The organism is Chitinophaga sp. W2I13 (assembly GCF_050434005.1).
In the GTDB taxonomy this organism is placed as follows: Bacteria; Bacteroidota; Bacteroidia; order Chitinophagales; family Chitinophagaceae; genus Chitinophaga.
Window position 1 is genome coordinate 5,845,657 of sequence record NZ_JBNPWD010000001.1, and the last position, 26,121, is coordinate 5,871,777.

General features: G+C 47.6%; 23 protein-coding genes. 17 read left to right on the forward strand and 6 right to left on the reverse strand.

All coding sequences use genetic code 11. The features are described from left to right. Window positions 1-2: 2 nt before the first annotated feature. The 4 genes from QFZ48_RS24095 to QFZ48_RS24110 are packed head-to-tail and all read right to left on the reverse strand — an operon-like array spanning window position 3 to window position 2,903. A complete protein-coding gene (locus tag QFZ48_RS24095) occupies window positions 3-1,145 on the reverse strand; it encodes an ABC transporter substrate-binding protein (RefSeq protein ID WP_429048829.1) in 1,143 nt (380 codons plus the stop codon). Between the two features lie 11 nt (window positions 1,146-1,156). Next, window positions 1,157-1,741 carry a phage tail protein gene (locus tag QFZ48_RS24100; protein ID WP_429048828.1) on the reverse strand — a complete coding sequence of 195 codons (585 nt, stop codon included), beginning with the start codon at window positions 1,739-1,741 and terminating at the stop codon, window positions 1,157-1,159. A 29-nt stretch (window positions 1,742-1,770) separates the two neighbouring features. Then, complete coding sequence (locus QFZ48_RS24105; RefSeq protein ID WP_429048826.1) at window positions 1,771-2,325, reverse strand: phage tail protein; 555 nt, start codon at window positions 2,323-2,325, stop codon at window positions 1,771-1,773. Window positions 2,326-2,336: 11 nt separating this feature from the next. Next, window positions 2,337-2,903, reverse strand: coding sequence for a phage tail protein (locus QFZ48_RS24110; protein WP_429048824.1), 567 nt, complete (start codon window positions 2,901-2,903; stop codon window positions 2,337-2,339). A gap of 162 nt (window positions 2,904-3,065) precedes the next feature. Between QFZ48_RS24110 and QFZ48_RS24115 the strand changes: the two genes are divergently transcribed. Both QFZ48_RS24115 and QFZ48_RS24120 read left to right on the forward strand, forming a co-directional pair. Next, window positions 3,066-3,914: a metallophosphoesterase gene (locus tag QFZ48_RS24115; protein ID WP_429064019.1), complete on the forward strand. Its 849-nt coding sequence runs from the start codon at window positions 3,066-3,068 to the stop codon at window positions 3,912-3,914. A 137-nt stretch (window positions 3,915-4,051) separates the two neighbouring features. Next, a complete protein-coding gene (locus tag QFZ48_RS24120) occupies window positions 4,052-4,747 on the forward strand; it encodes an EcsC family protein (RefSeq protein ID WP_429048822.1) in 696 nt (231 codons plus the stop codon). A 7-nt stretch (window positions 4,748-4,754) separates the two neighbouring features. On the opposite strand, the gene QFZ48_RS24125 is transcribed toward QFZ48_RS24120, so the two are convergent. Continuing rightward, the gene (locus QFZ48_RS24125; RefSeq protein ID WP_429048821.1) at window positions 4,755-5,135 is read right to left on the reverse strand and encodes a SnoaL-like domain-containing protein; all 381 of its coding nucleotides are present in this window, start codon (window positions 5,133-5,135) and stop codon (window positions 4,755-4,757) included. A gap of 150 nt (window positions 5,136-5,285) precedes the next feature. On the opposite strand from QFZ48_RS24125, the gene QFZ48_RS24130 reads away from it, so the two are divergent. Then, window positions 5,286-6,284 carry a GlxA family transcriptional regulator gene (locus tag QFZ48_RS24130; protein WP_429048819.1) on the forward strand — a complete coding sequence of 333 codons (999 nt, stop codon included), beginning with the start codon at window positions 5,286-5,288 and terminating at the stop codon, window positions 6,282-6,284. Window positions 6,285-6,289: 5 nt separating this feature from the next. Here QFZ48_RS24130 and QFZ48_RS24135 read toward each other — a convergent pair whose 3' ends face one another. Beyond that, window positions 6,290-6,907, reverse strand: coding sequence for a class I SAM-dependent methyltransferase (locus tag QFZ48_RS24135; RefSeq protein WP_429064021.1), 618 nt, complete (start codon window positions 6,905-6,907; stop codon window positions 6,290-6,292). 153 nt (window positions 6,908-7,060) lie between these two features. On the opposite strand from QFZ48_RS24135, the gene QFZ48_RS24140 reads away from it, so the two are divergent. From QFZ48_RS24140 to QFZ48_RS24205, 14 genes are all read left to right on the forward strand, one after another. Next, window positions 7,061-8,272, forward strand: coding sequence for a hypothetical protein (locus QFZ48_RS24140; RefSeq protein ID WP_429064023.1), 1,212 nt, complete (start codon window positions 7,061-7,063; stop codon window positions 8,270-8,272). A gap of 87 nt (window positions 8,273-8,359) precedes the next feature. Then, on the forward strand, window positions 8,360-8,947 hold the full coding sequence (locus QFZ48_RS24145; protein WP_429064025.1) for a helix-turn-helix domain-containing protein: 588 nt from the start codon (window positions 8,360-8,362) through the stop codon (window positions 8,945-8,947). Window positions 8,948-9,025: 78 nt separating this feature from the next. Continuing rightward, window positions 9,026-11,296: a heavy metal translocating P-type ATPase gene (locus QFZ48_RS24150; protein ID WP_429064026.1), complete on the forward strand. Its 2,271-nt coding sequence runs from the start codon at window positions 9,026-9,028 to the stop codon at window positions 11,294-11,296. A gap of 18 nt (window positions 11,297-11,314) precedes the next feature. Beyond that, entirely contained in the window at window positions 11,315-12,364 is a 1,050-nt protein-coding gene (locus QFZ48_RS24155; protein WP_429064028.1) for a 2Fe-2S iron-sulfur cluster-binding protein, read from the forward strand. 182 nt (window positions 12,365-12,546) lie between these two features. Next, window positions 12,547-13,257: a hypothetical protein gene (locus QFZ48_RS24160; RefSeq protein ID WP_429064030.1), complete on the forward strand. Its 711-nt coding sequence runs from the start codon at window positions 12,547-12,549 to the stop codon at window positions 13,255-13,257. A gap of 51 nt (window positions 13,258-13,308) precedes the next feature. Then, a complete protein-coding gene (locus QFZ48_RS24165; RefSeq protein ID WP_429048808.1) occupies window positions 13,309-14,166 on the forward strand; it encodes a helix-turn-helix domain-containing protein in 858 nt (285 codons plus the stop codon). Between the two features lie 95 nt (window positions 14,167-14,261). Further along, on the forward strand, window positions 14,262-14,903 hold the full coding sequence (locus QFZ48_RS24170) for a class I SAM-dependent methyltransferase (RefSeq protein ID WP_429064032.1): 642 nt from the start codon (window positions 14,262-14,264) through the stop codon (window positions 14,901-14,903). 165 nt (window positions 14,904-15,068) lie between these two features. Then, complete coding sequence (locus tag QFZ48_RS24175; RefSeq protein ID WP_429064034.1) at window positions 15,069-16,229, forward strand: acyltransferase family protein; 1,161 nt, start codon at window positions 15,069-15,071, stop codon at window positions 16,227-16,229. A gap of 137 nt (window positions 16,230-16,366) precedes the next feature. Next, window positions 16,367-17,911 carry a hypothetical protein gene (locus tag QFZ48_RS24180; protein ID WP_429048803.1) on the forward strand — a complete coding sequence of 515 codons (1,545 nt, stop codon included), beginning with the start codon at window positions 16,367-16,369 and terminating at the stop codon, window positions 17,909-17,911. Further along, on the forward strand, window positions 17,911-18,999 hold the full coding sequence (locus tag QFZ48_RS24185; protein ID WP_429064035.1) for a hypothetical protein: 1,089 nt from the start codon (window positions 17,911-17,913) through the stop codon (window positions 18,997-18,999). Before QFZ48_RS24180 ends, QFZ48_RS24185 begins: the two co-directional genes overlap by 1 nt. Window positions 19,000-19,056: 57 nt before the next feature. Continuing rightward, on the forward strand, window positions 19,057-19,671 hold the full coding sequence (locus QFZ48_RS24190; protein WP_429048799.1) for an RNA polymerase sigma factor: 615 nt from the start codon (window positions 19,057-19,059) through the stop codon (window positions 19,669-19,671). Window positions 19,672-19,736: 65 nt separating this feature from the next. Further along, the gene (locus QFZ48_RS24195; RefSeq protein WP_429048798.1) at window positions 19,737-20,861 is read left to right on the forward strand and encodes a FecR family protein; all 1,125 of its coding nucleotides are present in this window, start codon (window positions 19,737-19,739) and stop codon (window positions 20,859-20,861) included. 263 nt (window positions 20,862-21,124) lie between these two features. After that, the gene (locus QFZ48_RS24200; RefSeq protein WP_429064037.1) at window positions 21,125-24,679 is read left to right on the forward strand and encodes a SusC/RagA family TonB-linked outer membrane protein; all 3,555 of its coding nucleotides are present in this window, start codon (window positions 21,125-21,127) and stop codon (window positions 24,677-24,679) included. 11 nt (window positions 24,680-24,690) lie between these two features. Continuing rightward, a complete protein-coding gene (locus QFZ48_RS24205) occupies window positions 24,691-26,052 on the forward strand; it encodes a RagB/SusD family nutrient uptake outer membrane protein (RefSeq protein ID WP_429064038.1) in 1,362 nt (453 codons plus the stop codon). Window positions 26,053-26,121: the final 69 nt, after the last annotated feature.

A 26,121-nucleotide genomic window follows, 5' to 3' on the forward strand; every position in this document is an offset into this window, starting at 1 on the left:
TATCAGGCGCAGAGGTAAGTGTTGATCCAGCCGGAAGACACACCGGGTATCTCCGTATTCACAATTTCCTGCCAGATCTGCGCGGTGTTATCTGTTCCGCCAATTATTTCCGGCTCAAACGCCTCATTTGTTTTCACCAGCCATGCAGGTGCCACCATGTGGTGAGTGGCTGCATCCATATGCAGGGGGCCGCGCGGACTATCCAGTGTTACGTCGTGGAGTGTCAACAGTATCTCCCGCGCACGGAATCGATGTGTATCTGCCGTATTATAAATATGCTCAAGGATAATAGCGGTGCTCCAGCCGTGCATACCAGGTAAATTAGCTTCACGGCCGGTATAAGCAGTAAACTGTGTTTTCAGTAATTCGTTCGCGTTATTTTTGAGAGATGAAATCCACGGAACATACCCGCTCACCTGGAACGGTATTTCCAGGTGACCATGCACTGCTGACAGGGTTTCATCCAGCAACATGGGGCTGGCGAATACCTGCAGGCCCTCCGTTACATCCGATGCCCGCAACTGCTGAAGAAAACAATGCGCCAGGTCCCCGTTATAAACCGCCAGCAACGTTTGTACGTGTGCGTTAGTACGCAGGAAGTGATGCATTGGCGTGGAATCAAATTCCTTCACTTTATACTGGCTTACGAAGTTGTAGGCAACACTGCCGCCGTTATCGGCGAACGATTGTACCAGCGCATGATTATGAGAATAGCCGCCGTCATAAAACGAAGTACATACCGCGGCATCCTTTGCGAGGGTGGCAGCGTAGATCCCGGTCAGCCGGCATTGAATGGTGTTGTTAAGTGTGTGCGACAGTACTGTTGGATGAGGTTCCCATTCATGCATATATTTTGCGCCGTTGTGTACCAGCAATACGAGGCGGTTCAATGATTTCGCGAGTGCGGCTATATTGCTTACTGCAGGCTGATCTGCATATAACACCAGTACATCGGCATGGTGTTCCAGCATCATTTTTTCTGCCTGTTCCATTACCATTTCAGCGTTGGTGCCAAACCCGATATTGGCGGTAAACCATGTAACAGGTACGCCCCGGTATTGCAGATAAGCCTCCATACCCTGGAGGAAGTCGTGCTGCAGCAGCGGATGAAAGGTAGATCTGGGTAGGAGTGCTCCTATTTTCATATGGCTGGTTCTTAAGGTGTAGGAAATACGCCAAACAGGGAAATAATAAAATTCACCACCAGGTATGATTGCATATTGTCGGTGGGGGCTGTACCGCCGGTTGGCTGTACCGTCATTATTAACGAATCACCGGCTGGCGACATGCCTGTATGTGCAACCTGTAAAGGCGCCAACCTTTTGGTAGTGCTTTTAACAGTACTGTAAATTTTTTCTGATGGGGTGATGGCAAACGAACGATTCTGTGGGTTGATGCCATTGGCGTGGTTTTCTCCCAGGGCAGGTAAAAATACCGGTCCGGAAATAAAATGCATATGCGGCGGGAGATTATCGGAAGCCAAGGTGACAGTTTCTTCTCCTCCCTTTTCGCCAATTTGATAAGTTAAGCCGCTGGAAGAATCGCTACCCATATGCAGCGGCACCCTGCCGCGCAGATCCGGCAACGCAAAAACAGACTGACCATCCCCACCATAGGTAGTACCAATAAGTTGAAACAGTACATCGTTTTCTGAAATGGGAAGTAATTGCCCATCGCAAAAGGCCCATCCAAGTGGTGCAAAATTTCCGGCAAATATTCTTATTTCTCCTACAAAAGGCATTCGTATCAGTGTTTGAGTGTGATCATTTATTATTGACGGGGAGGGAATACTCCTGCCATCGATATAGCAAACATAATAGTGAGGGTTGGTTGACAATTATTCACTGGTGTATTGCCGCCTGCTCCTGCTGCCCGCATCCTTGACCTCAGATCTGCCATTGTTCCGGTGCCGGCTGTTTTACCATAGGGAAGTCCCGAAGGCGCTATGCCAGGATAATTGTTGATAGGATTGTTGGTATTATTATTTTCGCCTGCCGGTAAAGATAACGGTCGCCGCTTGATCAGATGCGTATGCACCGGCATTTGATTGATGGTGAGCTGGTTTTCATTGGCGCCCCCCATTTCGCCAAGCTCCCGCTGTGTCAGATCAGGTCCCTGGCCGGCCCCGATGGGAACTCTTCCCTGCATGTCCGGCAGGGCAAAAGTGCTCTTGCCATCCCCTCCGTAGTAAGTGCCCAGGATGGAGAAAAGCGAGATATTCTGAGAAATAGGGAGCAGTTGTCCGTCACAAAACGCGAAATTTTTTGGCGCAAAATTGAAAGGGACCATAATGATTTCACCAACGAATGGATCGAGTGCCGACATATATTTAAAAATCAGGTGGTTGAAGGAAATATGCCTGTCAGGGCTATGATATAATTCATGGTGAGGTAAGGCATCATGTTGTTAACAGGTGTATTCGGAGAGGGATTGATCTCCGTAGCTAACGCACCATTCGCCGTGTCTGCTGCAAGGTCGCTGCCCTGTACCGTGGCCATTTGTTCATCCGCGGTGTCGCTGTACCTGGCGTTGGCGGCAACGGGTGCAGGATAGGCATTGGCAGAAGAATCAGTATTTGCCGCAGCTCCCACAGGCAGTTTAAGTACGGCCGTAACGCCGTGTTCATGTACCGGAAGATTGGCAACGGTGACGGTAGTAGTAACCTTGCCGGTTACTGTTCCCAGCATATGGGCCGCGTCCTGGTGCATTGGTATGCGCCCTCTCAGGTTGGGTAATGCAAAATTAACCCGGCCATCGCCGCCGAACGCAGTACCCAACAGGGAAAATAAAGCCTGATTCCGGTTAATGGGAAGTAATTGCCCATTACATAACGCGTAGTCTCTCGGCGCAAAATTAAAAGCCACTAAAAAAATCTCTGACAGGTAGGGAGTAGAGTCATTCATAATCGTTGTATCTGGTATTGCAAGGGATATTAGTCGTGTTATCTATGAAAAACTGATATAAAAGTATATTTTATTTTTTTTTCAAAGTAATATTTATTTGCTTTAACAAGAAATCAACGGAAGTGTTTATCTTCACATCACTTTTTTCCAGATCCCTATATTATGAATAAAGAACGCCGTTCCTTTCTACGGAATACATCTCTTGTAACAGGTTTATTGCTGTTGCAGAATCCTCTCAGAGCGCTGACTTCCACTTCAGAAAACGCGACTTATCTTCCCGGCGATAACCGGGAACTCCTGATCTGGCATACCAACGACCTGCATGGCCAGCTGGCCGGTCACCGCCCGGCAGGAGATCAGGGCGTGTTCCTGGATGCAGGTGATTTTACCAGTGGAACGGATAACGTGAACGCCTGTATGGAAATGATACAGGCCATGAATAAAGCCGGTTATCATGCAGCCACCATTGGTAACCGCGAACTGGCAAACGGCCAGGCTGCACTGGCCGCACTGATCCCGCATATGCAATTTGCCCTTGTAAATTGCAACTACCGTTTTACCGATCCATCACTCGCACGCCAGGTGGTACGTCATAAAATCGTATATGCGGGCTCGTTAAAAATAGGTATCACCGGTGTGGGACCGCAACTGCCGGATGTTCCCGGTGTCACCTTCCTGCCGCCGGTAGCAACCGCCGATGAAGTGGCCGCTAAACTTAAAAAAGAGCATGGCTGCCACGTAGTGATCTGCCTTTCCCACCTCGGCTTTAAGCAACCCGGCGAAACAGCAGATAACGCTGATATGGCTACCAGGTCTACGCATATTGATTTTGTAATAGGTGGTCATCAGCAGAAGATGATCACGACTACTTCCGTGTTCAGGAACATGGCAGGCAATGAGGTATACCTCAGCCAGGCCGGATGGAACGGGATGATGACCGGAAAAATGAAAATGTTTTTTAATGAGGACCGCCAGGGCTGCGGTATTCAACCCGGCAGCGGGGTGTCCTGATAAAGTTATTTCACAGCGCTTCTTTCCACACTTTTTATATCTTCCTGCTGGTCCTTTTTAAAATCGAACTGGTTAAACACCGGGTGCTGCCGGCTGTCTTCTTTTTTGTAATTTCGGTTATGTTATATGAACAGCGGATGAAAGTAGAATTGGAGATCTGGCAGCATAAAATGCAGGGCCGGCCTTCTCTGGCAGACCGGTTATCCCGGTCGGTGCAGTCACGCATCAACCGCATAATCCCGCAAAAAGTGCATGATGCTATTACTGTAACCATTAAACAAATGGTGCGGGGAGTACTGTTCGGTTCTATGTACACCGTACCCAACCAGCCTGTTTTTGCTTCGTTGTATGATTTGGAAGAAGCGGTGCTTCGCCGGGTGGACTTTTACCGGAAAACGGCTGCCGCTGAAGGCGGGCTTACCGGCGCCGGCGGGTTTTTATGGGGCCTTGCTGATTTCCCGATACTGCTCGGGATGAAATTGAAACTGCTTTTTGACATCGCCACCTTTTATGGCTTTGATGTAAAAGATTATAAGGAACGGTTGTATATCCTTTATATTTTCCAGCTGGCCTTCAGCAGCCAGGAACACCGGCAAAACGTGTATGAGTGTATTGTGGACTGGAAAGAGAAAAGCAGCCGGTTACCGGAAGACATTCACAGCTTCGATTGGCAGCAATTCCAGATCGAATACCGTGATCATATTGATCTGGCTAAAATGGGACAGTTGCTGCCCGTAGTGGGTGCGGCTGTGGGCGTAGTGGTAAATTACCGCCTTGTCACAAAGCTCGGCACTACGGCTATGAATGCCTACCGGATGCGGATACTGGACTAGCAGCAGCTTAATAGAAGAATTGCTCCGATATAATCTGCCCGTCTTTTACTTCGTATAACATGATCTCATCGATCTGTATTCTTCCAAATCCTTCTACCGTAACATCCATATTCCGGCCTACAGAAAAATAATTACCCGCCACAACAGGCTCGGTGGTATGAGCGCCGTGAACGTCCCGGATTTTTGAAACAAAGTCTTTACCTTTTTTGCGGACATCCGCTATGCCCTCCGCATAGCCAAAGTAGAGAGAATGGGGTGGGTCTATGCTTTTTACATGATCTGCAAAAAACTCATCCTGGATTTCAAACCACAATTCCTGTTGAGCCAGTTCGTTGAATCGTGCGGCCACTTCCTGGGTCGTCATGATGGTATTAGTTACTGTTGACATAAAATTCAGATTTGTTGAGTGATGTATATCCGGCCATTGCCAGTTACTTTTAACACCATAAAAGTAGCCCTCCTCCCGGAATGAAATAAGTGGCAGTAATGACAAAAAAGAAGGCGATATTGCCATATCTTTGGACGTAAAAGAACTGCCTTGCGTATTGCTATTCTGGATTATAAAGATGCGGTTCCAACGTGCGTGACAGGCCCTGCTGACATATGGGGTGGCCTCAGCAGGATGTATCCGTTGGCAACCGGTATACCCTTAAAGGAGAACATTGAGATCGATTTTATTGCCGAAGCGGATGGCCAGCTTACCAGGCGTCCACAAGGAAGCAATAAGGCCGAAAAGCTCAATCCCCGTGACCGGTACCGGTTAATTATCATTCCCGCCATGCGCTATGATAAGATCGACGAGGTGATTGCCCGGGAAGGCAGGCTGGTAACATGGCTGAAACAACAACGCCAGAAAGGCGCCGACCTGGCCAGCATCTGCGTGGGTGCTTTCCTGCTTGCCGAAACAGGCTTGCTGAACGGCAAAAAGGCTACCACCAATTGGCTGTTTGCCGGCCGGTTCCAGCAGCGCTATCCGGCTATCGGTGTGCAGGACGATAAGATCATCGTGGACGAAGGACCGGTATGCTCCTGTGGAGGCGCGTTTAGCTTCACCTCCTTTATGATCTACCTGATAGAAAAATTAATAGGGCACGAAGAAGCCGTGATGGCGTCAAAAATACTAATGATCAACACACACGGGGACTCACAGCTGGCTTTCTCCGTATTCCGCTTCCAGCATGATCATGCGGATGATCCGGTTAAGAAAATACAACACTTCATCGAAGCAAACTACGGGGAAGCCATCATCCTGGAAAAACTGGCCAGCGACCATCATATGAGCGTGAGGAACTTCATCCGCCGCTTCAGACAGGCAACCGGCAATACCCCCATGGAATACCTGCAGCGCGTGCGTATTGAAGCCGCGAAAAAACTGCTGGAAAATACCCGGGAAAGCGTTGAGAGCGTAGCATTGCAATGCGGTTATGAAGATATCAGCTTCTTCCGGAAGGTTTTCCGCCGCCAGGTAGACATGAGCCCGAAAGAATATCACCTTAAATACGGCAAGCTTTCAGAGCGGCAGGTATTAAAAGCGTAAACATGTTACAAAGTTCGCCTAAACGAGCAAAACAGGAAATGTTGCGTTGTATTGAAAGGCGTTACATGGTTTTCTGTGATACATTTTACTTTCTTGAAACCGTTGCTTAACTGATCCGTCAGCGTACCCTCGTTATATTGTTTTATAGGGAGACCACTACATTTTTCCGGACCGTTGGTAGAAAAAGTACCTATAACAGCATAGCCACCGGCATTGATACTTTGACGGGCAATATTTAAATACCGGTCAACCTGTTCTGCTGCCGTCAGGAAATGAAAAGTAGCCCTGTCATGCCACACCTCGTAGGAGGCATCCGGCTGAAAAGTAGTAATATCCTGCACTATCCATTTCACCAGGTCAGCTTTTTCACCGAGGCGCTGTCGCGCCCTCTCCAATGCCCTGGCCGAAATATCCAGTACGGTAATATTGGTGAAACCTGCATCCAGCAGGAAGCCGGCCAGTTTACTGTCGCCGCCGCCGATATCAATAATGCCTGCCGTTTTTGGAATATTACAGGAAAGAATGAAATCGAGGGATGTTTGCGGTACATCTTGTGTCCAGCTTACCTCCGAAGGTTTTTTTGTATGGTAAACATTCTCCCAGTGCGCTTTATTTTCTTCCATTCCCGGTAAATTTAAAATACAAATGTAGGAATTAAGGAACAAGACAAGATATCCATATTTAAACCAGTCCGCGTATACGAAACTCAACCGGTTGGACGTATATTGTTGGATACCTGCAACAGCTATGCAGGAGACAACAAAAAACTGAACCAAATGAAAAGACACTGTGCTTTGATATCCTGCCTGTTGATATTAATTTCCAATCATTCCTTTTCGCAGCACCTGGGAAAAAAGCAACTGCTGGAAGACTTAATGTACTACCGCGATACCCTTCCGGTAAAGCACAAAAATCTCTTTAATAAAATCAGCAAACAGGAATTTGAAAATAAAGTTGGCGGTGTAGCGGGGAAAATTGACACCCTGAATGATGAAACCTTCATGGTGGAACTTTTCAGGTTAAACGTATTGATCGGCGATGAACATACCAGGATTGAGCCGCAGTTCAAAACTGTTTTGCCTGTAAAGTTTACCGTGTTCGACGACGGCATTTTTGTTACTGGTATTGCTCCGCAGCAATCAACTGCGCTTTTATCTAAACTAACAGCGATTAACGGGCATTCCATCGATGAAATCAACAGGAAATTTAAAGAAGTAATTAAGGCGGATAATCAATCCTATTTTGAAGTCTATGAACAACAATTGCTGAATAATCCCTCTTTTCTTAAAGGACTGGGCATTCTAAGCTCGGATGAAAGCGCGGCATTCACGCTGCAAAGCCGCGATGGAGAAGTGTACCAGGTAACAGTTCCAGCCGTTCATAAAGACAGCCTGAACATAGCCCTGTCCGCCCAATACGGCGCCATGTTACCTTACAGGGAGCAAAATAAAGACTATTGGTATGAATATGACTCCGCCAGAAAAACAATCTATTTCAATTTCATTCGGTGCAACGATGATGAACAACACCCATTCGCGCAGTTTAATGAGGAACTGTTTTCAAAAATAAACAGCTTACATCCCGGTAAAATTATTGTTGACCTCCGGTTTAACAGCGGAGGAAATTCCGGCGTACTGAGACCTTTTATCGACAGTATTAAACACAGTTATTTAAATAAGAAAGCGCATTTTTATGTACTTATCGGGAAGCAAACTTTTTCTTCTGCCCTGATGAATGCCGTTGAACTTAAAAGATATACCAATGCCATTTTGGTGGGACAAATGACCAGCGGCAACATAAACCACTATGGAGAAGTACGCGGATTCCGGCTTCCGAACACGAAGATCGTGATCGGCTATTCAACCAGGTATTGGGAAAACTGGAAAGGTAAAAATGGAGCATTAATGCCCGATAAAGCAATTACCTACCGTTCCCTGAATTTTATTAATAACAAAGATGAAGCACTGGAGTATATCTATAAACAGTAAATTATAATTATATAAATATTCCCCTGAATTTTATAATTCCCCTGCCGGTGGAATAGCTGAACTTTGCATAGCTCAAATACTGTTTATATGCTAAGTAACTATAAGATATTTATTAAGGGAATGGTTTGCGACAGGTGTATCCTTGCGGTGAAAGAGGCGCTGCACGAGCTGCGGATACCGGTAACCGGTATTGCGCTGGGGCAGGTAACCACCATAACGGCATTATCAGAACCGGATATGGATACTCTCCGGGAGAAATTAGCGCTGCTGGGATTCACCCTGCTGGAAGATAAAAAGACGAAGCTGGTAAGAGAGGTGAAGAACCTGATCGACCAGGTGTATTCGGGATCCTATGATTTCCCGGATAACTTCAGGTTTTCAGAGGTAGTATCCAGCGCGCTGAATAAAGATTATAGTATGATCAGCAATATATTTTCAGAAGCAGAAGGCGTTACCCTGGAGAAATATATCAAAGAATACCGTGTAGAGAAAGTAAAGGAATTACTGGTTTATACCGATGAAACCCTTTCAGACATTGCCTTTAAACTGGGTTATAGCAGCGGCGCCCATCTGTCCCGGCAGTTTAAAGATCAAACCGGCCTCAATACCTCTCACTTTAAAGAAATCAGGAAATCAAAGCAGGCCCTGACCCATCACCCTGACAACCGGTCTTAAAATTATATACAATTCCCCCTGAATAGTGTAACGTACGTGCCCCGGCAGCAGCGTAGTTTTGTAGAAAATCAGCAATATATGTCATCAGCTATATCATTACAGGAACCAACCACCAACAGGAAGCACGCTGCCGGTACCACAAAAGAAACCTTTCCCGTGTTGGAAATGACCTGCGCGGCATGCGCCGTTAGCGTGGAGTCCATGTTGAAATCGGTGCCAGGTGTACAGGACGCCGGCGTTAACTTCGCCAATCAAACCGCCTGGGTACAATACGATCATGCCGCCGTTACCCCTGAAATGCTGCAAAGCAGCGTCCGTTCAGTGGGGTACGACCTGGTGATAGACAAAGAAAACCAGGATGAAGTAAAGGAAGAAGCACAGCAGCGTCACTATCGCGAGGTAAAACAACGTACTATCTGGGCATCGGTATTATCGCTTCCCATTGTTATCATCGGGATGTTCTTTATGAATATGCCATACGGCAACTGGATCATGATGGCGCTTGCCACACCAGTGGTGTTCTTCCTGGGCCGCAACTTCTTCATCAATGCCTGGAAGCAGGCCAGGCACAGGAAAGCCAACATGGATACACTGGTGGCGCTGAGTACCGGTATCGCCTGGTTGTTCAGTGCCTTCAATACAATATATCCCGGGTTCTGGCACCAGCGCGGATTACATGCACATGTGTATTTTGAAGCGGCCGCTGTGGTCATTGCATTTATATCACTCGGTAAACTCCTGGAAGAAAAAGCCAAATCCAATACCTCATCTGCCATAAAAAAACTTATCGGTCTGCAACCCAAAACGGTATTGCTGGTAGATGAATCCGGCGAAACCCGCGAAATTCCTGTCTCCGCTGTAAAAGTCCAGGACCTGCTGCTGGTAAAGCCGGGAGAAAAGATCCCGGTAGACGGAAAGCTGGCAGACGGAACTTCCTACGTGGATGAAAGTATGATCACCGGCGAACCGGTGCCGGTGGCTAAACATGCCGGTGATACAGTATTTGCCGGTACCATCAACCAGAAAGGCAGTTTCCGTTTCCGTGCAGAAAAAGTAGGCGCAGATACACTCCTGGCCCAGATTATCAAAATGGTGCAGGAAGCACAGGGCAGTAAAGCGCCTGTTCAGAAGCTGGTAGACAGGATTGCAGGGATCTTTGTACCGGTGGTAATAGGTATTGCTATCCTTACATTCGTTTCCTGGATGGTGTTTGGTGGCGATAATGCTTTCACCCATGCACTGCTTACCTCGGTAACGGTATTGGTGATCGCTTGTCCGTGTGCATTAGGACTGGCAACACCCACCGCCATCATGGTAGGAGTAGGGAAGGGCGCTGAAAATAATATCCTTATTAAAGATGCCGAAAGCCTGGAGCTGGCGCATAAAGTGAATGCCATTATCCTCGACAAAACCGGTACCATTACGGAAGGTAAACCGGTGGTAACTGACCTGGTTTGGCATGCACCTGCTCATACCCACTCCGCAGCCCAATCAGTATTGTATGCACTTGAACAACAGTCGGAACACCCGCTGGCGGAGGCCGTAGTATCTTACCTGAAAGACAACGGCGCAGCATTCGCTAAGTTGTCTGCCTTTGAAAGCCTTACCGGTAAGGGGATACAAGGCACTTTTGAACAAACTGTTTACCTGGTGGGTAACCGCAAACTGATGGAGGAGAACAATGTCACCATCGATCCGCAACAGGCAACACAAGCCGCTGCCTTGCAGGAAGATGCCAAAACAGTGATCTATTTTGCCGCAGGCAAACAACTGCTGGCGGTCATCGCCATCGCCGATAAAATAAAGGAAACCTCCAGGGAAGCGATTGCATCCTTGCAAAAACAAGGCATTGAGGTATATATGCTTACCGGTGATAACACCCACACCGCCGCAGCGGTAGCCAGGAAAGTGGGATTGAAGCACTATAAAGCAGAAGTACTCCCTTCCCATAAAGCTGTATTTGTAAAAGAATTGCAGCAATCCGGGAAAGTGGTGGCGATGGTGGGCGATGGTATCAACGACTCACAGGCACTGGCCCAGGCGGATGTAAGTATAGCCATGGGCAAAGGATCGGATATTGCCATGGACGTGGCCAAAATGACATTGATTACCTCTGATCTCAATAGCATCCCGAAAGCACTGAAGCTGTCGCGGAAAACGGTTAGCACCATTAAACAGAACCTCTTCTGGGCATTCATCTACAACATTATTGGTATTCCCATTGCCGCCGGTGTTTTATTCCCTGTCAACGGATTTTTATTAGATCCTATGATTGCCGGCGCTGCGATGGCCCTCAGCTCAGTAAGTGTGGTCAGCAATAGTTTGCGTTTAAAAGCCGCCCGTCTTTAAAATAAATCATCAGAAAGCATGAACAATGTACAGATCTGGCGCACCGCGGGTATCATCCGGGAAACTGCCTCCACAGTCACCATAAAGTTTGATACCGGCGGCCAGCCTTTTATATATCAACCCGGCCAGTTTATCAATCTAACATTAACGATCAACGGCGTCACTGTTACCAGGTCTTATTCTTTAAGCACAGTCTGTAGCAGGGATAAACAACCAGCCATTACCGTAAAAAGAGTAGCCGGTGGCATCATGAGCAACTATATTGCCGATAAGGCCTCCGCCATTGAGCATTGGACAGTATCCGGTCCCTATGGCTCATTTACACCGGTACCCGGTAGCTATCAGGCAAAGCACGTTGTGCTGCTGGCCGGCGGAAGCGGGATCACACCTTTGTATGCCATTGCCAGGTCAGTGATCGATACCGCTCCGGACACACATGTTACACTCGTCTACGCCAGTCGTACACCGGATGAAATTATATTCAGAGATGACATTGCACAGTGGAAGGAGCACTACCGGGAACGGATCAACGTTTATCACGCGATATCAGTTTATGAAGAAGCAGCTGCCCCGGAATTTATTAGCGGCAGACTGGGCAAACTGGTTACCCGTAAGCTTATTCAACAGGCAGTGACCGATCCCGGTGAGGGGGTTCACTATTTTCTCTGCGGTCCATCAGGCTTGATGAAAATGCAGCAGGAAGTGCTGGAAGCGCTGCAAGTGCCGACAGATCGTATTTTCATGGAATGGTTTTCCCCGGATAGTAGCAAAGAAGAGGAAGTATTGCCCGGTGCCGCGCAGGAAGTATTGCTCCACTTTTACGAACAGAGCAACCTGCTGGACGTGGCCGCCGGCAAAACGATTCTCGAAGCGGCGCTGGAAGACAGGATACCATTGCCATATTCCTGCAAAGGAGGCACCTGCGGTATTTGTGCGGCGAAACTCACTGCCGGGAAAGTAAAAATGCGCGGTAATTATGCGCTCAGGCAACAGGAGCTGGATGAAGGAATGGTGCTGCTTTGCCAGAGCTTTCCACTTACGGATGATGTGACGGTAGAGATAGGCTAAAGTGGCATAATACTCGCGGGATCTGGCAAAGCTGGAAGGGACAGCCACTGGTCGACCGCCAGCATCCGCATGACCTGTTTTCTGAATTATCCGTCAGTTACAGTTATGCTTTTTCAAAAAAAGTAGACGCCTTTGCTTACTTCGGCTATCCGGGTGAACCGGCATTGGGATCCGTTGCCTTTATGCATCGCCCGTCTGCGTTAGCAAACCCGGATGCGCCTGTCAGTCATCACTGGAACGACGGAACGCATATCACTTTCGGAGTGGCCACCCTCGGTGTGCGCGTGGATAAGTTTAAATTGGAAGGGTCACTCTTTACAGGAAGGGAGCCCGACGAGAACAGGTACAACTTCGATAAAATGCGATTTGATTCCTGGAGTGGCAGGCTTTCCTTTAACCCTTCCCGCAACTGGGCATTCCAGGTGTCACACGGATACGTTAAAAGCCCCGAAGCGCTTCATCCCGGTGAAGATGTTAACCGGACTACCGCTTCCGCCATATTCAGCCTGCCAATGCGCAACGATAACTGGATGAATGTAACAACGCTGTGGGGCCTGAATAAAACGCCCGGTCATGAAGGAGAGAACGCGTGCCTGCTGGAAGGAGCATGGCAGATGAAGAAAGCAGTGGTTTATACCCGCTACGAATGGGTACAGAAATCAGTGGAAGAATTGGATCTTGATCCTGCGAAGTACGGTGATGCCCTGTTTCCGGTTAACGCACTTACCGCAGGGGTAAGTTACGACCTGCTGAATATTGCAAAAACGCGGCTTGCATTGGGTGGGCAGCTGAGTGTTTTCTTTGATGATAAATCCCTGCATGATTTGTATGGCAAAAATCCGCTGGCGCTCCAGGTATATTTAAGGATCTACCCCGGGCTTATGAAAATGTAATTACATTTGACTTACATTGCAGCAATAATAATTTTACTGGAGTGCAGTTAAATGGAAAAGATACCTGTCAGACATATTACTACAGCGGAAAAAGGTACGGATGCTGCTGAAGGCTTCGGCATCCGGGATCTTCAGACTTTACTGGATGGGGAGGACATGGTGCAGGAGTATCACCGGCACGACTTCTTTTATATGCTTGTTTTGGAGAAGGGAAGCGGTAGTCATGATATTGACTTCACCCGCTACGTGATCGGCGACCATACTGTTTTTTTTCTTCGCCCGGGCCAGGTACACCGGTTGGTATTGAAAGCAGGCAGCACAGGGTACATGATGCATTTCAATGACGGATTCTGTTTCTCTCATCACAAAGTATCCAGCCAGTTGTTACGCAGGGCAGGAAATATCAACCACTATCAGCTTAATGCTGCCGGGTTTCAACAATTGCAGGCGATATTAACTGATATCTTCCGGGAATATACCGGCAAACAGGAAAACTACCGGCATGTTATTAAAGCCCACCTGGATGTGTTGTTTATTCAGCTGATAAGACAGTCCGGTAATGATGCTCACCGCAACGCAAACATTTACAGGCAGGAGCAACTGGATGCGTTGTTCAGTCTTTTGGAGACGCATGTTTTAAACTGTAAGGAGGTATCCCAATATGCCGGGATGCTGAATCTTTCCAGCTATCAGCTGAATGCCATCACCAAGGCAACGATAGGTAAAACCTGTTCAGCACTTATTAATGAATATATTATACTGGAAGCCAAAAGACAGCTACTGGCAACATCCGGGCAGGTAAACCAGATAGCAGATCATCTTGGCTACGAAGATGTTTCCTATTTCATCAGGTTTTTCAAAAAACATACAGGCTATTCACCCGAAACGTTCAGACGCGATTACAGATAAATCCTATACTACTACATTTTTGTCCTACTCCTCTGTGTGCCGCTCCCATTACCTTTGCGGAAACCCTCTCATTTTTTAATTATAAATCAACGTATATGAATCAATCCTGGGATGAACAATACAAAAATATGTGGGACGACCGGTATAAAAACAATGAGTACGCCTATGGGAAAGCCCCGAATGATTTTTTCAGCGAATGGCTGCCGCAATTTAAGCCGGGCGCCATACTGATGCCGGCAGACGGAGAAGGTCGCAATGGTGTATTCGCTGCACAGCTTGGATGGAAGGTAACTTCATTTGATCTGAGTGCAGCAGGGAAATCGAAGGCACTGCAACTGGCCGCAACAAACCATGTTAACCTGGAATATATTGTCGGCGACCTGGAGCAGCTAACGTTTGAAAAGGAATCATTTGATGCTATCGGGCTGGTGTATGCGCACTTCGCCGCCGCTAAAAAATCTATATTTCACCAACAATTAAGCAGCTACCTTAAACCTGGCGGGATCATTATTTTAGAGGCCTTCAGTAAAAAGCATGTAGAGCTGAAGAAGCTCAATCCTGCTGTAGGTGGGCCAACAGATATGGATATGCTGCTTTCCAAAACAGAGATAGCAGCAGACTTTGAGAACTATGATATACTGACACTGGAGGAAGAAGAAATCCTTTTAAGTGAAGGGCAATGTCATATTGGAAAAGGCGCTGTAGTAAGATTTACGGGAAGAAAGCGGGGCCGGTAATTAAATATAAGGCATAACAGTGTTGATAATCAATTTTTTAGTTGCTGGTATAAGCGGTTAACTTCCCTGTAGATTAATTTTAGAAAAAGTTAGCGCCATTTTTATTAGCTTGTATGCTGCCAAAATCGTTTGAAATTATACACTAATCGTTTGATCTCTTCAACAATGAGCACATTAACAGCATTGCCAGTGGAAACCGGGATCCCGGCAGCAATAAACCGTGACAATGAAAAAAAAGGCCGGCTTTACTCATTAGATGCCCTCCGGGGATTTGATATGTTCTGGATTATGGGCGGCGGCTCCATCTTTCATGAAATAGCAAAGGCAACAGGATCTCCTTTCTGGGACGCCATCGCCGTACAGCTTGAACATCCTGCGTGGAACGGATTTCATTTCTATGATCTGATATTCCCGCTTTTCCTGTTCATGGCCGGTGTTTCCACGCCGTATTCGGTAGGCAGGGAACTGGAAAAAGGTAAAAGCCGCACTCAGCTGCTGTTGCGTGTAATAAAAAGAGGACTGGTACTGGTGTTGCTGGGTGTTATTTATAATAACGGCCTGCAATTGCAGCCGGTATCGCAGATAAGATTTTGCAGCGTTTTAGGTCGTATCGGCCTGGCTTATATGTTTGCCAACATCATTTACCTGTACACAAAGGAACGGGCGCAAATGATCTGGTTCGTAGGTATCCTGGTCGCGTACTGGCTGCTGCTGAAGTTTACAGCGGCGCCCGGATTTTCGCCCGGTGATCTTACCATGGAAGGGAATTTCGCATCGTACGTGGACCGTCTCATTGTTCCTGGTAAATTGTATCTCGGTATCCATGATCCGGAAGGATTTACCTCCACCTTCCCGGCTATCAGCACCGCGATGTTGGGGATTCTCACCGGTAATTTATTACGGAACAGCACGATGGCCCCGGTAAAGAAAGTAGGCGTAATGGCCCTTACAGGACTCGTTTTTTTAGTGCTGGCACAGTTGTGGAACCTTGATTTTCCCATTAATAAAAATCTGTGGACCAGTTCATTTGTGTTGCAGGTAGGCGGTATCAGCCTGTTGTTGCTCGCGCTTTTCTATTATGTTATTGATATTGCAGGGTATAAAAAATGGGCTTTCTTTTTCCGCGTGATTGGAATGAACTCTATTCTCATCTATATTTCGGGCCACTTTATCGACTGGAACTATAGCAATGAGGTGTTTTTTAAATGGCTTGGGCAGTTGGTAGGAGACCCGTTCGGCGCGGTGGCCCTCAGCATCTCCCTGGTATTTCTAAAATGGTTATTCCTGTATTTTATGTATAAACAGAAGGTGTTCCTGAAAGTTTAGTTTAACAACGATATGATAAAAGCATGGTATCATCCGGAAGGAAGATGCCATGCTTTTTTTATGTAATATTTCTTATCTTAGAGCAGATTAGTACTTCGTAGCCCCCGACAATTATTCCTTATCCCTAATAGTTACACATGAAAAAGTTCCTTTCATTATTATTCCTGTTACCTATAGCAGACCTGTACGCCCAGTCGCCGGATACCATCCTGATCGACTACCAGCATTTACCCAAATCAAGGATAAAGCACCGCGTAAAGCATGGAAACCTGGTGGTACTGGAAATCATTAATATCAATAAAAGCCGCTACAACATCCAGGTAAATAATACCAGTACCAATTTCTTCGTGCAACAACCGGCTATCCTCTCAAAACTCGACGGATCAACCGTTGATCTTGGTACCGCAGATGATCCTAAACCCGCAGGTGGCGCCGCATTTTCATTTAACGATGGTGTGTTGAAATTGAAAACCTTGTACCAGGCGGAGTTAACGCCGTTTAAAGCAAGCTATAAAAAGTTAAATGATAAACTGGATAATTACTGGGAGAGCCTGGAGAAATTTAAAAAAGCAGTAGCAGTACTGCAACATAGCCTCTATTATAAAAATGAACTGATAGCCATAAAAGAAGCCTGTGATGGCGCCTACCCGCAGGCGGAGACAAACCTCCTGGCAGCCACCACCGCTTTTGTCAACAATAATAAAATCGGAACGGAAACAGCAGCGGCCTCAAAAGAACTGTTGCTCGCCCAGGTGATTAATATCCTCGATCACTATACGCAGGTGGCTACCACTGAAAAGGCAACGCTGGAGCAATTGGAGAAGGACATTAATGAGGCCGCAAAACCTTTTAAAGAAGATGCTGACAAGCTGATGGCAAAGTTGGTAACCGTAAAGAAGACAGCTAAAGCAGAAGAGTTTGCCAACGATAACCTTATCCTCGATAAGGCCATCAGGGTTACCAATGAAAGAGTGGAAACGAAACAATCCAATGAGGCGGCCGTTAAAAGAGGGATTGAAATCATTGATAATTATAAACTGCTTGATCAGAAGAATTTGATAGTGAATAGCTATAAGGTGATCAACCCCATAAATTATATCATCAGGCAGGCAGCTATTGCAGATAAAGATGAACTGAAATTTGACATCAAAATAGAACCAAAAGATAACACCACTTGTGCAGATCCTGGCTTACAGGCCCCGATTATCGTCAGAACGTATGGCGGGTTTAAACTCGACTTCAGCACCGGCTTCTTTATGAATTTTGGAAGCGACAATTTCTTTGACCAGTCTTACCGGCTGGATAGCATCAGCGGCGATCCGGATAATGTGAAAATAGGGAGAAATGATAACCGCAATAAAGTAGTACCCTCTCTCGGCGCACTGATGCACGCCTACTACAGAACAGGGTGGGACTTTCAGCCAGCGTTGGCTGTAGGGGTGAGCTTGTCCACCGGGTCTACCACAAAGTTCAATTATCACCTGGGCGTTTCTGCGGCCTTAGGCCGTGAACAGCGGTTTATCGCTAGCTTTGGATGGACACTCACCCAGGCAACATTGCTTTCTTCGAAATACCAGGAAGGCCAGATCGTACCAAAAGCAACGATTGGAACAACGGTGGAAACGGAGTCTTTTTACAAATGGGGACATTTCCTGGCGATCACCTATAACCTCACCAGATAATGGCAAAGTATATCGTATGTATGCTGCTATGCGCAGCCGTTATGCTGCTGCCGGGGCAATACCGGGCATACAGCCAGACCGCCCCGGTTTTACAGCCGCTTAGCGATACCATCCCGGAAGATAGTAATTTCCTTTTTTCCTGCGGGTTTGTAAGTAGTCAGCTGGAAGATGATTGTATCCCGGATATGCAGCCATCATTAAGTGCAGATGGTTTTACCCCGGCCATGGTAATTCTCAAGATTCAGCAGTTATTAGGCATGGAAACTGACAACCAGGTGGCGGCAAATTTCATCCTGTATGAATGCGCCTTTCCGGGGCCTGTGTTTAAAGCCGTAATGACCCGTGGCGACAGTACCCGGTATATTTTATACAACCGTCAATACCTCAATAAATTAGTAGCCCAGAATACAGACTGGGTGGCCTTTGCCATCTTTGCGCATGAAGTAGGGCACCATTTTCTGGGGCATTCCTTCCGGAACCAGGCGTTAACATACGCCCTTTCCAGGCAAAGGGAGTTAGAAGCAGATTTTTTCTCCGGGTATATTATTAAGAAGCTGAAGGGAACGTTAAGGAATGCAGAGTCGGGCATTCAGGCGGTGGATAAACATCCGCCCCCTGAACTCGAAGCAGGATGCAGTCACCCTACCAAAGCCAAACGGCTCCTGGCAATAGCAAAAGGCTATAATTTCGTCAATCAGCAGGATGCTTCCCTGAACAGCTTTTTAAACATCGATAGCCTGGTGAAAGCACAAGGAATAGAACAGTTGCTTAACCGGACTAACCAGCTGTATCAGCAGCAGAAATTCCAGGAGGCGCTGGATCAGATCGACAAGTTGTTTGATAGGGTCAGCAGCAACCAGCTACCGATGATGTTTAATAATAGGGGACTGATAAAACTGAAGTTAAACCAACAGATGTCTGCTTTGGAAGATTTCAATGAGGCAATAAAGATTAATAATAACCGGGCTGAATTTTTTGAGAACAGGGGACACCTCAAAACGCAGCTGGGCAATGAGATCAATATTAAAGAGGCACAGAAAGACATCAACAGGGCTAAGCTGCTGAAGCAACAGCAGCGGGTGCAATGATAAAGCGAACCATCCCGTTCAGGGATGGTTTTTTATTTTCCGTATCTTGCAAACGGATTGGCTAGTTCACATTTTTCGCAATATCACCGGGTACCGCTCTCCAACGAACATTTACTGGTACAGGCAGCCGCCGATGGCGACCAGGATGCCTATGCGCAATTGTACACCTGGTATTACCCCAATCTGCAGGTAGCCGTTAACTTTATTACACAGGACCGCCATGAAACCGACGAGGTTTTACAGGAAACATTTTTCCGGATCTGGAAGATCCGGGAAAAACTGTTGCTGGTGAAGTCCTTCGAAAATTATGCTTTCCGGATTGCCCGCAACCTGGTATTTGATCTGTTAAGACGGAAAAAAGTACATCTCCGGGCAATGGAAACACTGGAACAGCGCGCCTCGGCAGCCGATATGCCGGATGCGCTGGAGTATAAGGAATTACATGATACGGCCCTGCGGGCCATTAATGGCCTCGACAAACAAAAGCGCGACATTTTCCTGCTGCGCACCGAAGAAGGACTGAGCTTTGAGGAAATTGCCGCCCGGTACGGCATCGCCGTGGTAACGGTGAAAAAACATTACTATGCCGCCTTCCATACCTTAAAGTCCGTGCTGGAACAGCACGGCGGACCTGTTGCTATCCTTTTCCTGCTTTGGCTTAACGGGAAATAAAAAAAAGTTCCTTTTTGGCGTATACGAATACAACACGTGTTCGTCTGTAGTATATAGTGCCATCTATGAACAACGGGAATAAAATAGCGCTTTTAAATAAATACCGGAGCGGTACGCTGACGGAACAGGAAGAAATGGAATTTTTTTCCTGGTACGAAACCGTGTCTGCGGAAGAATTTCATCAGCAATTACAAGCGGCATCAGGACCAGTGTTGTACGAAGAAGCCTCCCCGGCTTTCCTGGAACAGCTCCGGCGCCGGTTGCAGGAGCAGGACCGGGCAAAGGTCCGCAGGATGCGGATATGGTGGCCCGCCGCCGCGGCCGCAGTACTGGCCGCCATACTGGTATTTACATTACGACCCGGAACACCCAAAAAAGAACTGGCCGGAAAAGCAGATGTAGCGCCGGGTCACAGCGGAGCCATGCTCACCCTGGCAGATGGTAAGCAAATTACGCTCGACAGCATGGGCAACGGCATCCTCGCCAACCAAAACGGCACCACCGTGATCATGCAAAACGGAGGGCTCAGTTACGATGCCGGCAAAGCTTCGGGCATAGCGTATAATACCGTAAGCACACCCCGGGCAAGGCAGTTCCGGCTTACATTGCCGGACGGCTCCCAGGTATGGCTCAACGCCGCCAGCGCTATCCGTTACCCCACGGCCTTCACCGGAAATGAACGAAAGGTGGAGGTAAAAGGAGAGGCGTATTTTGAAGTAGCGAAAGATGCTGCCAAACCCTTCCGGGTACAAATCAATAACCAGGCAACGCTGGAAGTGCTGGGCACGCACTTTAATATCAATGCGTATGACGATGAAACCAACATCAGGGCTACACTCCTGGAGGGCAGCGTGAAAATAAGTCTCCGGACCGAGGCGGCTATATTGCAGCCGGGGCAGCAAGCGGAAGTAAACAGCAACATAAAAATAAACAACCAGGTGAATACCGCCCAGGTAGTTGCCTGGAAAGAAGGCACCTTTAATTTCGACCAGCTGGGAATCGCTGAAGTCATGCGGCAATTATCCCGGTGGTACAATATAGAAGTAGTATACGAGGGCGCCATTCCCACCAGGAAGTTCTACGGTGAAATAGGCCGGAACCTTAGCCTGTCGCAGGTCCTGGAAGGATTAAAAGCATCCGGGGTGAATTTCCGGATAGAAGCCGGCAACCGGCTGGTAGTATTACCCTAAGTATTTTTCCCTATACTAAAAAACCGCTCTGAGGTAGGATTCAGAGCGGCCTATAGCCAGGGTGAACGATAGACAATTAATTCGTGTCAACTGTTTTCAATCAACCTAACCAATTGCAAGTTATGCAAAAAAATGCGTCTTGTAACCGGAGTGGCCATGCTATGCACAGATGCAGGCAGGAAGGGCCCCGGTTCTCAACCAAATCTCGGGGAATCAATGAGACAACCAAAGGGTATAGTCTCTGCAAAAAAATTCTGTTAGTGATGAAACTAACCACGCTATTATTAACGGCCGCACTGATGGGAGTAAGCGCCAAAGGAGTCTCCCAATCGGTTACCTTATCCGGCAAAAATATCACGCTGGAAAAGGCTTTTCAAACCATCCGGTCGCAAACGGGCTATCACATATTTTGTGACTTAGACCTGCTGAAAGGCACGCAGAAAGTGAACCTGTCTGCCGTGGATATGCCGTTAGGGCAGTTCCTCGACATTATTTTCAAAGGCCAGGAATTGCAGTATATGCTGCAGGAGCAAACCATTTTCGTCAGCAAAAAAACAATGCCTCTTCCGCTGCCCTATGCCAATACCACCACTCCTTTGGTAACGATTCCCGTGCAGGGCATCGTGAAAGATGCCCGGGGTAACATCCTCTTTGGCGCTACCATCAAGGTAAAAGGAACCGGGCGGTCAGTGATCAACGATGAAAACGGGCGCTTCGATCTGAGCGTGAATGTAGGCGATGTACTGGTGATCAGCTACGTAGGCTTCAAATCCCAGGAAATGAAGATCAGCAACAACACCGACCTGGTAATCGTACTCGAACGCGCCACCATCGATATCAGCGCCATCAATGTATCTGTATCCACCGGTTACCAGACGATTTCAAAAGAAAGAGCTACCGGTTCTTACAGTATTATTACTGCGAAAGACCTGGCTGAAGTGCCTTCCAATAACATTATGGAAAGACTGGAAGGTAAAGTGCCGGGCGTAAAATTTGATATCAGGGGCAACACCATACAGATCCGTACTACCAACACTTATGGCAACACTACCGCGCCGCTCATCGTAGTGGATGGCTTTCCCATGATCCCCACCGGGGATAATCAAAAATTGACGACCCTTGGCAACTCGGTCATGGCCAATGGTTCGGTGCTGTCTTCTTTTAACCCGAACGATATAGAACAGATCACTTTTCTGAAAGATGCGGTGGCAACTTCCATCTGGGGGGCTAGAGGCGCCAATGGCGTTATTGTGATAGAAACAAAGAAAGGAAAGAGGGGAGCCCCCTCTGTAAACCTCTCTGCAACATTCGGGGTATCCAAAGCGCCTTCCATCTCGGATCTCAACTGGATGTCCACCGCGGAATATGTAGATCTTGAAATGGAAATGCTGAATAAAGGATTTTTTACAGATGCACTTTCACTCGGCTATTATAACCCACTACAGGCAGCTAATCCCAGCGAAGTACAGGAATGGTTTTATAAAGTGAAAAGGGGAACAGCCACGCAGGCACAGGCAGATGCCGCCATCGCGGAAATTGCCTCCCGCAATAACTACGGGCAAATAGAAAAGTACCTGCTGCGCACCGCTGTGAACCAGCAATACAATCTGTCTGTATCCGGCGGCGGTGATAACAACAGCTACTATCTCTCCGGTAACTTTAATAAAGACCAACCCATTTTCAGAAGCAACAGCGCACAAAATGTGTTCCTCACCGGTAACTTCACCAACGATCTGTTTGACCGCCGCGTTAAGCTGTCTACCGGCTTCAGCTACCAGGGCGGCACCACTTACTTTAATAATGCCGCTGCCGACGCATTGGGACAAAACGCTACTGCATTGCGTCCCTATGATATGCTGGTAGACGCAAATGGCAACCACCTACAGCGAAATGTAGGCTTCCGCCCAGAAGTAAACGACAGCCTGGTCGCCAAAGGCTTTTTGCCCACTACTTACAATGCGATCGATGAGCTGGGATATTCCAACACCAAAAATAGTATGCAACAGGTACGGCTCAACGCAGGACTCAATTTCAAACTGACAAACTGGGCTAACCTGGACGTGACTGGTATGTACCAGCGTAATGCGAATAGTCTTCAAAGCGTGGATGATGTGCAAAGTTACGCCGGACGCACATTGATGAACACTTACACGGTAACCAATCCTTCCAGCGGCAAACCAACCTACAATCTGCCTTATGGTGGCCGTTATTATTTGTCGGACGCCAATGCCTACGATTACAACCTGCGGGGTGTCCTGAACATCCACCGGAATTTTAATCCGGATCATCAGCTGACGGCGCTTGCAGGAGGGGAAATCAGGGAAACCTATAACAGGTCATATGCGTCTACCCGCTATGGATATAATGCGGATGGCAACACCTTTGCTACTGTAGATCCCAATGCACAGCTCATGACCATGTATGGCTGGACGCAGAATATCGGCCCGGTAACCACCCCGGTAACAGAACAAAAGAACCGCTACCTCAGTTATTTCGGTAATGGCAATTATACCTATAAAGCAAAATACAATTTATCCGCCAGCGCGCGCTTCGACGACTATACGCTGTTGGGTCTTGAACGCAGCAAACGCGCAAAACCTTTCTGGTCCGCCGGCGCGAAATGGAGTATGGGCCAGGAATCATTTATGCAGAATATTCATTGGCTGAATGGGTTAGACCTCCGCGTTACCTACGGTACCGGCGGTTCGGTGCCATTAGCAGGAAGCAATGTACCCCTTATCAATCTGGCTGCCACAGATCCCAGCACACAACTGCCCATCGGTGTTATTGAATCGCCGGGCAACCAGCAACTGGGATGGGAGCTGACCAAAACACTCAATTTTGGCGTGGACCTCAGGGCCTTTAATAACCGCTTAATGCTAACCGCAGATGCCTACACCAAAAGAAGCGAAGGCATCATCACTACGCTGCCATATAACTCCACCTATGGCTGGTCTACCCTGCAGTTCAATACCGGTACACTGAAAAGCCACGGCATGGAGTTAGGCATTACAGGTGAATTGCTGAAAACAAGGGACTGGGGTATTACCTCCGTTTTCAATTTTGCATATGGTACCAACGAAGTAACAGACAACCGCTATAACATTACACAGGCTTCCAACCTTATCGCCGGCGGCTCCCCGGTAAACGGCTATCCCATTGGCGCTACGTTTTTATATCGCTCCGCAGGACTGGACAATAAAGGTCAAACCCAGATCTATGACCGCAACAATAAAATCATCAGCAATACCACCAACCTTATGTCGGCATTTGATATAAACGACCTAAAATATGCGGGCGTGAGAGTGGCGCCTTACCACGGCGGGTTCTTTAATACCTTCCGCTATAAAAGATTTGAAATGAGGGTGCAGATGACCTATTACATGGGGCATATTTTTATGAAACCTGCGATCACCAACTATCCTACATCTGCGGGGTATTATTTTGGTTTGCCCGGAAGGCAAAAGGATCTTGCTAACCGCTGGAAGGAACCGGGTGATGAAGCCTTTACCGACGTGCCGGGTCTTGAAAACGTGAATAACAACAGTATTGTCCGTTACCGGAATTCGGATAAGCTGGTAAGAAAGGCCGACAACATCCGCCTGCAACAAATTTCGCTCAGCTATAGCTTCCCGAAAGAATTATTGCCGCAACGGGTGATTAAAAGTCTTTCTGTTAGCGGCAACGCGCGTAACCTCGGTATTTTATGGAGAGCTAATAAAGATGGGATTGATCCGGAGTACCTGAATGCAAATGCAAACTATTACAGCATGCCGCCGGTAACCAGCTATATGTTTAACATCAATGCATCATTCTAACAGCGAAGAAAATGAAAAGACTAATATATTTCGTAGCGGTAATGGCGCTGGCCACAGGATGCCGTAAATACGTGGAAATAGATCAGATAGGAAAACGTACGCCTACCTACACCAAAGACTACCGCGCTTTGCTGGATAACAACTCCCAGTTGGAAGCAGGTTTCAGCCTCACTATTTATTCCGGTGATGATACCCGTTTCCTGGATTCCTCGAAACAGGCTACCATGACCGATATTAACGGGAATGCCTATACGTGGCAGCCGCAGTACTGGAGTGATACACAGTCGGATGGAGACTGGGACAAACTGTACAAGGCAATTTATACCTGCAACGAAGTGCTGGCCGGTGTAATGGCCAGCGAAAATGGTACTGATGCAGACAAGAAACAGCTGTTCGCAGAAGCGCTCACACACCGGGCATATGCTTACTGGTGCCTGGTGAATATTTACAGCGCGCAGTACGATGCCGCCACCGCCGCCACCGATCCTGGTGTTCCTTTATTATTAACGCCCGACCTGTTTGCATCGCTGCAAAGAGTATCTGTAGCTACGGTTTACAACCAGATTACCGGCGACCTGAAACAGGCAGTGGACGCACTGCCGGCTTTGCCTGATTATAATACACGCCCTTCTAAAGCAGCTGCCTACGCCATGCTGGCACGTACTTACCTGATGACCCGCGATTTCACCACCGCGCGGAGTTATGCAGAACAGGCACTGGCACTGCAGAACGGTGTGCTGGACCTTCGTGACTATACCACCAGTGTAGCCACTTTTCCCTACCGGCTGAAAGATCCGGAAGTGATCTTTTCAAAGATTAACGCTGGTTTCTACCAGGGAGGCATCCAACTGGACACGGCGTTGTTGTCGCTGCTCGGCACAAAAGATATGCGCTATGCCTTGTTTGTAAAACCGGGCGGCAACTTTTTCCCGGCGTTTACAGGTTACGGCTACTGGCGCTATCGCTACAGCCGAGAGGGCAATACCATCACACAAGGTCCTGGCGTACCGGAAATGATGCTGATTAAAGCAGAATGCGCTGCCCGCTCCGGGGATGCGGTAACCGCCACCAACGTATTGAACAGCCTGCGCGAAAAACGATTCCTCACAGCAGACTATACGGCTTATACACCCGGCACTCCAGCGGAAGCGCTCAGTAGGGTAGTGGACGAAAGAAAGCGCGAATTTTTTGGAACAGGATTAAGATGGTTCGATCAGAAACGCCTGAACAAAGATGCCGCTTTTGCCAAAACGGTTACCCGCACTTTCAAAGGCGTAAACTATACACTGGAGCCAAACAGCAACCGGTATATCTTCCCAATCGGTACAAAATACATCCTGCTGAATCCGGAAATAGCGCAAAGCCCAAGATAATATTTAACCAACCATCATAACCCGGGATGTCCGGTAGAGCGGCTGCCACCAGGCAGCCACTCGGGGCAT

Excerpts from the sequence above, each read along its gene's own strand:
- QFZ48_RS24095 (WP_429048829.1), bottom strand. The coding sequence starts at position 1,145 with ATGAAAATAGGAGCACTCCTACCCAGATCTACCTTTCATCCGCTGCTG.
- QFZ48_RS24100 (WP_429048828.1), bottom strand. The coding sequence starts at position 1,741 with ATGCCTTTTGTAGGAGAAATAAGAATATTTGCCGGAAATTTTGCACCA.
- QFZ48_RS24105 (WP_429048826.1), bottom strand. The coding sequence starts at position 2,325 with ATGTCGGCACTCGATCCATTCGTTGGTGAAATCATTATGGTCCCTTTC.
- QFZ48_RS24110 (WP_429048824.1), bottom strand. The coding sequence starts at position 2,903 with ATGAATGACTCTACTCCCTACCTGTCAGAGATTTTTTTAGTGGCTTTT.
- QFZ48_RS24115 (WP_429064019.1), top strand. The coding sequence starts at position 3,066 with ATGAATAAAGAACGCCGTTCCTTTCTACGGAATACATCTCTTGTAACA.
- QFZ48_RS24120 (WP_429048822.1), top strand. The coding sequence starts at position 4,052 with ATGAAAGTAGAATTGGAGATCTGGCAGCATAAAATGCAGGGCCGGCCT.
- QFZ48_RS24125 (WP_429048821.1), bottom strand. The coding sequence starts at position 5,135 with ATGTCAACAGTAACTAATACCATCATGACGACCCAGGAAGTGGCCGCA.
- QFZ48_RS24135 (WP_429064021.1), bottom strand. The coding sequence starts at position 6,907 with ATGGAAGAAAATAAAGCGCACTGGGAGAATGTTTACCATACAAAAAAA.
- QFZ48_RS24140 (WP_429064023.1), top strand. The coding sequence starts at position 7,061 with ATGAAAAGACACTGTGCTTTGATATCCTGCCTGTTGATATTAATTTCC.
- QFZ48_RS24145 (WP_429064025.1), top strand. The coding sequence starts at position 8,360 with ATGCTAAGTAACTATAAGATATTTATTAAGGGAATGGTTTGCGACAGG.
- QFZ48_RS24150 (WP_429064026.1), top strand. The coding sequence starts at position 9,026 with ATGTCATCAGCTATATCATTACAGGAACCAACCACCAACAGGAAGCAC.
- QFZ48_RS24155 (WP_429064028.1), top strand. The coding sequence starts at position 11,315 with ATGAACAATGTACAGATCTGGCGCACCGCGGGTATCATCCGGGAAACT.
- QFZ48_RS24160 (WP_429064030.1), top strand. The coding sequence starts at position 12,547 with ATGCATCGCCCGTCTGCGTTAGCAAACCCGGATGCGCCTGTCAGTCAT.
- QFZ48_RS24165 (WP_429048808.1), top strand. The coding sequence starts at position 13,309 with ATGGAAAAGATACCTGTCAGACATATTACTACAGCGGAAAAAGGTACG.
- QFZ48_RS24170 (WP_429064032.1), top strand. The coding sequence starts at position 14,262 with ATGAATCAATCCTGGGATGAACAATACAAAAATATGTGGGACGACCGG.
- QFZ48_RS24175 (WP_429064034.1), top strand. The coding sequence starts at position 15,069 with ATGAGCACATTAACAGCATTGCCAGTGGAAACCGGGATCCCGGCAGCA.
- QFZ48_RS24180 (WP_429048803.1), top strand. The coding sequence starts at position 16,367 with ATGAAAAAGTTCCTTTCATTATTATTCCTGTTACCTATAGCAGACCTG.
- QFZ48_RS24185 (WP_429064035.1), top strand. The coding sequence starts at position 17,911 with ATGGCAAAGTATATCGTATGTATGCTGCTATGCGCAGCCGTTATGCTG.
- QFZ48_RS24195 (WP_429048798.1), top strand. The coding sequence starts at position 19,737 with ATGAACAACGGGAATAAAATAGCGCTTTTAAATAAATACCGGAGCGGT.
- QFZ48_RS24200 (WP_429064037.1), top strand. The coding sequence starts at position 21,125 with ATGAAACTAACCACGCTATTATTAACGGCCGCACTGATGGGAGTAAGC.
- QFZ48_RS24205 (WP_429064038.1), top strand. The coding sequence starts at position 24,691 with ATGAAAAGACTAATATATTTCGTAGCGGTAATGGCGCTGGCCACAGGA.